Genomic DNA, 6,910 nt, shown 5'->3' on the forward strand with positions numbered 1-6,910 from the left:
CTAAAACACCATTTTTCTACTATGAATAATTTCCTGAGATTCTTTTTTCTTATTAGCTTATTTTTTTCCGCAGAAACTTATGCCCAGGACACTTTGGCTTCCACCGTTGAAAAACTTCAGATTGGAATAACAGAAACTCCGCCCTTCGTTGTAGAAGAGAATGGAGAATATTCAGGTCTCAGTATATCATCCTGGGAAATGGTCAACGAGGAACTTGGAGCCGATTATGAATTCCGTACCTATCCTTCCTTGATAGCACTTATGGATGCCGTGGAAGAAGGGGAAGTTGATTTTAGTATTAATCCCATTACGGTCACCGATTCACGTATGCAGCGAATGGATTTCTCTCAACCTTATTTTATTTCTTTTACCGGTGTTGCCAAGAAAAGCGAAACCATGATATGGACATATCTTGCCAATATTTTTAGTTGGAATTTCATAAAAGGTATCCTGATTCTCCTGGGAGTGATCTTGCTTTTTGGATTCCTGGTTTGGATCTTTGAACATAAACGAAATAAAGAAGAGTTTGGTCCGGGAGCCCGTGGGATCCTTCAGGGGTTCTGGTGGAGTGCGGTTACGATGACTACAGTGGGCTACGGGGATAAGGCACCACGGACTTTCGGGGGAAGGTTTATCGGACTTATATGGATGTTTATGGCTATAGTGATGATCTCGGGGTTAACCGCGGGAATCGCTTCCTCGCTTACCGTACAGAGTATTTCTGATGAGATCACCTCGGTGGAGGATCTTAAAGGATTTGATGTGGTTACCGTAAAAGGATCCAGTGCCCGGGAATTGCTCGGCCAGTATGCAGTGACAACTGAAGAAGTAGCTAACGAAAGGCAGGGAATTCAGGATATTCTTGATGAAAGATCAAGTCTTTTTGTATACGATCAGCCAATTCTTAAATATGAGATTGAGCGAAGAGGCCTGGGTGACGAAATCGAAGTGCTTCAGCAAACCCTCAAGCGAGATTATTACGGATACAGTTTTCCAAAAGACTCACCCTTGCTTCGGGAAATAGATCCAATTCTTGTCGGGACCTTAAAAACCCTGGAGTGGAATAAGCTTCTGGAGGAATATTAACCGTTTTTTCAGTTGAATTCAAGCCCGGAAAAAACCTGAGCCTGTTTTCCTGTGCCTTAAAATTAAAATTTAGATAACCTTCCCTTTACACAGTATTGCTGCATTTGCGGCATATTTGTACTTCTGATATGCATTCAGGAATTCAACCATCTTTGTTTTTGTCGATTGAGATGTGTGAAGGTTGCCTCGGCCAGGCAACCTTTTTTTTAATTTTAGCGACATACTTTTTACTGAACCATAATTTGCAGTTAACGTAGACTTAACATTAACTTCTGTTATTTGCAGTGACAAAAACAAAGAAAAATTATGGAATTCAAAAAAGGCCTCGCGTCCTTAATTATCCTTTTATTGGCATCAATTAATATGCAATCACAAGACCTTTCAGAAAACACCTTTGGGAAAGGCCTTATCAATATTGTAGCAAAGGATAGCTCTTATAGCTTGAATTTTGCTGCCAGATTCCAATCCTTGTACACTTCTGAATGGGAATATCCGCATTATGAAGAGTTCGAATCGGGAGACTCGAACCTGTTGATAAGACGCTCCCGTTTAAAGTTTGGTGGTTTTGCCTTTTCTCCAAAACTTAAATATAAGATCGAACTGGGTCTTTCAAACCGCGATATTTCAGGAGCTAATCAATACACCGGAAATGCCCCGCGCTACATCCTTGATGCGGTGCTTAAATGGAACTTCTATGAGAATTTTGAGCTGTGGGCCGGTCAAACCAAACTTCCGGGGAACCGCGAAAGGGTGATCTCTTCAGCCAACATGGAAACCGTAGACCGCTCCCTGGTGAACAGCCGCTTCAACATTGATAGGGATATGGGAATTCAATTGCACCACTCTATAGATTTGGGTAACGATTTCATCATCAAGGAAGCATTGGCTTTTTCTCAGGGTGAAGGCAGGAATATCAGCACCGGGAATGAAGGTGGCTTTCAGTACACCGGAAGATTGGAAGCTTTGCCTTTCGGGGACTTTGATGATTACAAAGGAGCCGACCTGAAAAGAGAGCCGGAGCCTAAACTGGGTGTGGGGATGTCCTACGATTTTAATGATGATGCGGTGAGGACCAGGTCTAATTCCGGAGCATATATGCAAACCGATACCGGACTTTTTGAAACCGATATCACTACCTTTTTCCTTGACGCGATGTTCAAATACCGTGGCTGGTCGATGATGGCCGAGTATGCTAAGCGTACTGCCGATGAGGTTGTAGTGACCAATTCTGATGGCACCCCTACCGGAGAGATGGTGAATGTGGGAGAAGGTTTTAACATCCAATCCGGTTATGTTTTTAAGAACAACTTCCAACTTCTCGGTAGATATACCAGCCTGGACAGACTTGGAGAAATAAGTGGATTAGGTATACAGGACCAGTACACCTTGGGGCTTTCAAAATATATTGTGGGCCATAAATTAAAAGTACAAACCGACCTTAGCCTCAATAATTATGAGGATGATATTGACAATGATTTAATGTTTAGATTCCAAATTGACTTTCACTTTTAACAACTAAAAACAATGAAAAAAGTATTATTTACAAGCGCGATGGCATTCCTGATGTTTGCCTGCGGAAACAATAAAAAAGATAAGGGAGATTCCGGTATTTCTATAGACGGTTCCAGTACGGTTTATCCTGTAACTGAAGCCATAGCCGAAGAATTCAGAAATGAAGATCCAAAAGTAAATGTAACCATTGGTGTTTCAGGTAGCGGAGGTGGTTTCCAGAAATTCACCAGAGGAGACATAGATATCGCCAATGCCTCAAGATCAATAAAGGAAGACGAAAAAGCAATTGCAGAGGAAAACGATATTAGTTTTCTTGAACTTGAAGTTGCTTATGATGGACTTGCTGTGATTGCCCATCCTGAAAATGATTGGTTAGACTGTATTACTGTTGAGGAATTAAGAATGATCTGGGAGCCTGCAGCTCAGGGAGAAATCATGCGTTGGAACCAGATTCGATCTGAATGGCCGGACGAGGAGATTCACCTTTTTGGACCTGGAGTAGCCTCAGGAACTTTCGATTATTTTACTGAAGCTATCAATGGAAAAAGCGGAAGCAGCCGTGGAGATTATACTGCCAGTGAAGATGATAACGTTTTGGTACAGGGAGTTTCCGGTGATAAATACGGACTCGGTTTCTTCGGCCTGGCCTACTACTCGGAAAACAGCGACAAACTTAAGTTAGTTGGTGTAGATGGAGGTGAAGGTTGTGTTGAACCTTCAACCGAAACTGTTAGTAACGGAACTTATGCTCCGTTATCCAGACCATTGTTCCTGTATGTTAACAGTTCTGCTGTTCAGAATAATCCCAAAGTAATAGACTTTATTGAATTTTACCTTGAAGAGGTACCCGGTCTTTTAAAAGACGTTGGTTATGTGCCATTAACCGATGAAGAGTACAAAAGAGAACAGGAAAAATTCAGGGATTTTGTTGAGAATGTTAAATTAGAAGAATAATTACTGAATTAAGAGGCTGTCTAAAAAGCTTGTTGGTATAATGTTGCATCGAGCGGATTCGAAAACATTATAAACACCTTTTTAGACAACCTGTTATTATCTAAGACCTAATAAGACCCATCTATGCGGAAATTTAAAGAGGTTTTAATAGAAAAGACGCTTCTCACAAGTGCTCTGATTACCATTTTGGTTACCCTGGGCATCATCCTGGTGCTCTCGATAGAGGCATTTAACTTCTTTCGGGAAGTTTCCATTGTAGATTTCCTAACCGATACTCAGTGGACGCCACTTTTTACCGAAAAGCATTTTGGAATTATGCCTTTGCTTTCGGGAACCTTGTTAACCTCATTTATTGCTATAGTGTTTGCGGTACCTGTTGGACTTACTATCAGTATATACATTAGTGAATATGCTCCTAAAAGTTTCAGAAAGACCATTAAACCGGCTCTCGAATTGCTGGCAGCAGTACCAACTGTTGTTTACGGTTTTTTCGCATTAACTGTGGTTACTCCATTTTTACAGAGTTTTATTCCCGGCTTGTCTGGTTTTAACTCGCTCTCAGCCGGTCTGGTAATGGGGATTATGATAATACCATTTATCTCTTCCCTTAGTGAAGATGCCCTCCATGCCGTACCAAATTCCCTTCGGGAAGCGGCTTACGGAATGGGTTCAACAAAACTTCAGAATGCATTTAGAGTTCTTGTACCTGCAGCATCTTCAGGAATAATCGTATCGATAATTCTGGCAATTTCAAGGGCGATTGGGGAAACCATGATCGTGGCCATCGCAGCGGGACAACAACCCCGGTTAACTATGGATCCTACCGTTCCGGTAGAAACCATTACTGCTTATATCGTCCAGGTGAGCCTTGGGGATGTGGAACATGGCAGCCTGGAGTATAGAACTATTTTCGCGGCAGGGATCACCCTGTTTATTTTCACCTTCCTGCTCAATACTTTAAGTTATAGGATCAGGAAAAAATTCCGGGAGAAATATGAATAATATAAAAGCCAACCGACTCAAAGACCAGATCTTTAAGGTTTGGGGCATCGCATGTACCCTTCTTGGACTGGTTTTACTTGCCATATTTATTGGATCTATTCTCATAGACGGCCTGCAAAGAATTGACTGGGATTTTATTACCAGCCTGCCTTCGCGTAAGGCTGAAAGAGCAGGGATCTATACCGCCCTTATGGGAAGTGTGTGGGTGCTGGTGCTAACTACCATTATCGCACTGCCATTGGGAATTGCTGCTGCGATCTATCTTGAAGAATATGCAAAAAAAGGCCGCCTCGCATCGCTGCTCGAGGTGAATATTTCCAACCTTGCAGGAGTACCCTCAATTATTTATGGTTTGCTGGGACTTGAAATATTTGTACGTGTTTTGGAAATGGGCTCCAGTGTGCTGGCCGGAAGTTTTACCCTGGCTTTGCTCATTCTGCCTATTGTTATCGTTTCTACCAGGGAGGCGATTAAAGCGGTTCCCCAATCGGTGAGAGATGGGTCTTTTGCTTTGGGTGCTTCAAAATGGCAAACCGTGGCTCGTCAATTGCTGCCCGCATCTTTCGGCGGGATTTTGACCGGGGTTATCCTGGCACTTTCCCGGGCAGTGGGTGAGACTGCTCCATTAATTGTTATTGGTGCTCTGGCCTATGTGCCTTTTGCTCCGGAATCACCTATGGATGAATTTTCGGTGCTGCCAATTCAGATATTTAACTGGATCTCCAGGCCCAAGCACGGCTTTGAAGTGAATGCCGCTGCAGCGATTATAATTTTATTATTAATAACTTTCTTGATGAATGGGATAGCTGTTTACTTCAGAAATAAATGGCAGAAAAAATTAGGATAATGACGGAACAAGCTAAAGATAAAGTACTCGATAATTCGCTCAAACGCGTTCATAAGCTGGAAGCTAAAGGAGTGAAAGTCTTTTATGACAACTTCGAGGCGATTAAAGGCATAGATATGCAGATCAAAGCCAATAAGGTTACCGCCTTTATTGGTCCTTCCGGGTGTGGAAAATCTACTTTCCTCCGGCTTTTTAACAGAATGAATGATTATGTGGACGGCTTCAGGATGGAAGGAGAGATCCTTATAGATGGAAAGAATATCTATAAAAAGAAGGTGAATGTAGAACAACTGCGCAAGCAGGTAGGGATGGTTTTTCAGAAACCCAATCCCTTTCCAAAATCTATTTACGAGAATGTTGCCTATGGCCTGAAAATTCAGGGCATAAAGGATAAAAAATTTCTAAAAGAAAAAGTAGAGGAGTCCCTGAAACAGGTAGCCTTGTGGGACGAGGTAAAAGACGATCTGAACAAATCGGCAATGGCGCTTTCGGGTGGACAGCAACAACGACTTTGTATTGCGCGTACCCTGGCAGTAGAGCCTTCCATTATTTTAATGGATGAACCTACTTCAGCACTCGATCCGCTTTCAACAGCAAAGATCGAGGAGCTCATTTACCAGCTTAAGCAAAAATATACTATTGTGATAGTTACGCATAATATGCAACAGGCAGGAAGAATAAGCGATTACACCGCATTTTTCTATCTTGGGGAACTAATAGAGTACGATAAATCGAAAAAACTCTTTACAAATCCCGAAAAACAACAAACAGAGAATTATATTACAGGTAGGTTCGGATAAAAAAACGTATTATGATAAGTTTAGATCAACATAAGGAAGCTTTAAATCAGGCCGGGCTTGAGATGCTTCAACTTTGTCACAAGCAACTGGGGAACGCCCGGGAAGCCTTTTTTAATCACGACAGTGAATTGGCCGAGGAAGTGGTACATACCGAAAACCGGGTGAACGCCCTCGATCTTCGAATAGATAGGGATTGTGAGCGCTTTATCGCCCTTCATAATCCTGTTGCCAGCGACCTGAGGTTTGCCCTGGCCCTGCGGAAGATCAATTTCGACCTGGAAAGGGTGGGAGACCACGCCTACGGGATCTCCAGATATATCGTGGAACTCGATACGCCAATAGACAAAAAGCTGCTGGAAATGATGCAGTTGGAGGAGATGTTCGATGCAGCGCTTTCTATGCTGGAAGACATCACCGATTCCTACGAGGAGGTGGATACCAAAATGGCCAGAAAGGTTTTTAAAAAGGATAAAACTCTTAACAAGATCAATATGCAGTCCTTCGGAATTATTTCTGAAGAGGTGCAAAAAGACCCCAAGCTTATCAACCAGTTCCTGCTGCTGTTTTCCGTGATCAAAAAACTGGAACGCATAGGTGACCTTATTACCAACATTGCTGAAGAGATTATCTTCTATAGCGAAGCCGAAGTGATGAAGCACCGCAAGAAGAAAAAAGTAAGACGTAGTGAGGACTAAACCTGATGTTTCAG

At 42.4% G+C, this 6,910-nt stretch carries 7 protein-coding genes; all 7 read left to right on the forward strand.

The window, feature by feature from the left end; all coding sequences use genetic code 11:
* A partial coding sequence (locus ACESK1_RS11250) for a transporter substrate-binding domain-containing protein (protein WP_372920275.1) occupies positions 1-1,086 on the forward strand: 1,086 nt, incomplete at its 5' end.
* 306 nt (positions 1,087-1,392) lie between these two features.
* Complete coding sequence (locus tag ACESK1_RS11255) at positions 1,393-2,598, forward strand: porin (protein ID WP_372920276.1); 1,206 nt, start codon at positions 1,393-1,395, stop codon at positions 2,596-2,598.
* Positions 2,599-2,610: 12 nt separating this feature from the next.
* The gene (locus ACESK1_RS11260; protein ID WP_372920277.1) at positions 2,611-3,552 is read left to right on the forward strand and encodes a PstS family phosphate ABC transporter substrate-binding protein; all 942 of its coding nucleotides are present in this window, start codon (positions 2,611-2,613) and stop codon (positions 3,550-3,552) included.
* 123 nt (positions 3,553-3,675) lie between these two features.
* Positions 3,676-4,554, forward strand: a complete 879-nt coding sequence (gene pstC, locus ACESK1_RS11265; RefSeq protein ID WP_372920278.1) for a phosphate ABC transporter permease subunit PstC — start codon at positions 3,676-3,678, stop codon at positions 4,552-4,554.
* Positions 4,547-5,401: a phosphate ABC transporter permease PstA gene (gene pstA, locus ACESK1_RS11270; RefSeq protein WP_372920279.1), complete on the forward strand. Its 855-nt coding sequence runs from the start codon at positions 4,547-4,549 to the stop codon at positions 5,399-5,401. The genes pstC and pstA overlap by 8 nt, the downstream gene beginning before the upstream one ends.
* The gene (pstB, locus tag ACESK1_RS11275; RefSeq protein ID WP_372920280.1) at positions 5,401-6,201 is read left to right on the forward strand and encodes a phosphate ABC transporter ATP-binding protein PstB; all 801 of its coding nucleotides are present in this window, start codon (positions 5,401-5,403) and stop codon (positions 6,199-6,201) included. The genes pstA and pstB overlap by 1 nt, the downstream gene beginning before the upstream one ends.
* Positions 6,202-6,212: 11 nt before the next feature.
* Positions 6,213-6,896 carry a phosphate signaling complex protein PhoU gene (gene phoU / locus ACESK1_RS11280; RefSeq protein ID WP_372920281.1) on the forward strand — a complete coding sequence of 228 codons (684 nt, stop codon included), beginning with the start codon at positions 6,213-6,215 and terminating at the stop codon, positions 6,894-6,896.
* Positions 6,897-6,910 lie beyond the last annotated feature (14 nt).

It is taken from the genome of Salegentibacter sp. (assembly GCF_041642575.1).
GTDB lineage: Bacteria > Bacteroidota > Bacteroidia > Flavobacteriales > Flavobacteriaceae > Salegentibacter.

What these genes read in the sequence shown, in the direction of transcription:
- ACESK1_RS11255 (WP_372920276.1), top strand. Translation starts at nt 1,393, where the DNA reads ATGGAATTCAAAAAAGGCCTCGCGTCCTTAATTATCCTTTTATTGGCA.
- ACESK1_RS11260 (WP_372920277.1), top strand. Translation starts at nt 2,611, where the DNA reads ATGAAAAAAGTATTATTTACAAGCGCGATGGCATTCCTGATGTTTGCC.
- pstC (WP_372920278.1), top strand. Translation starts at nt 3,676, where the DNA reads ATGCGGAAATTTAAAGAGGTTTTAATAGAAAAGACGCTTCTCACAAGT.
- pstA (WP_372920279.1), top strand. Translation starts at nt 4,547, where the DNA reads ATGAATAATATAAAAGCCAACCGACTCAAAGACCAGATCTTTAAGGTT.
- pstB (WP_372920280.1), top strand. Translation starts at nt 5,401, where the DNA reads ATGACGGAACAAGCTAAAGATAAAGTACTCGATAATTCGCTCAAACGC.
- phoU (WP_372920281.1), top strand. Translation starts at nt 6,213, where the DNA reads ATGATAAGTTTAGATCAACATAAGGAAGCTTTAAATCAGGCCGGGCTT.